1 protein-coding gene is annotated in these 287 nt (G+C 33.1%); it reads right to left on the bottom strand.

Features of this window, described 5'->3' with window-relative positions; all coding sequences use genetic code 11:
* Positions 1-287: recombinase family protein (locus tag HMPREF2578_RS07940; protein WP_176743748.1), on the bottom strand; the 287-nt coding region annotated here is incomplete at both ends.

The raw sequence follows: 287 nt of genomic DNA, 5'->3' as shown, positions 1-287 counted from the left end.
TAAAAAGGGTTTGAGATGATGTAGGTAATGGACGAAATACTAAACGGTTTACCTTTCTTAGTCACATAACCTTTATGATTCAATGTGTTCGCAATCTTACGATAACCGTGACCTTTGGCGTATGACTCAAAAATATATTTAACAATATTTGCTTCATGTTGATTAATCATAAGCTCTTTTTTACTCTCAGGTACTTTATCATAGCCTAAAGGTAAATTACCTTGGTAATAACCTTCAATAGCACGTTGTCTTTGGCCATTAAACACGTTTTCTACAATAACGTTTCT

Source organism: Staphylococcus sp. HMSC072H03 (assembly GCF_001809305.1).
Classification (GTDB): Bacteria; Bacillota; Bacilli; order Staphylococcales; family Staphylococcaceae; genus Staphylococcus; species Staphylococcus hominis.
The sequence above is the reverse complement of the archived record's forward strand: the minus strand, read 5'-3'. Positions and strand labels throughout refer to the sequence as shown.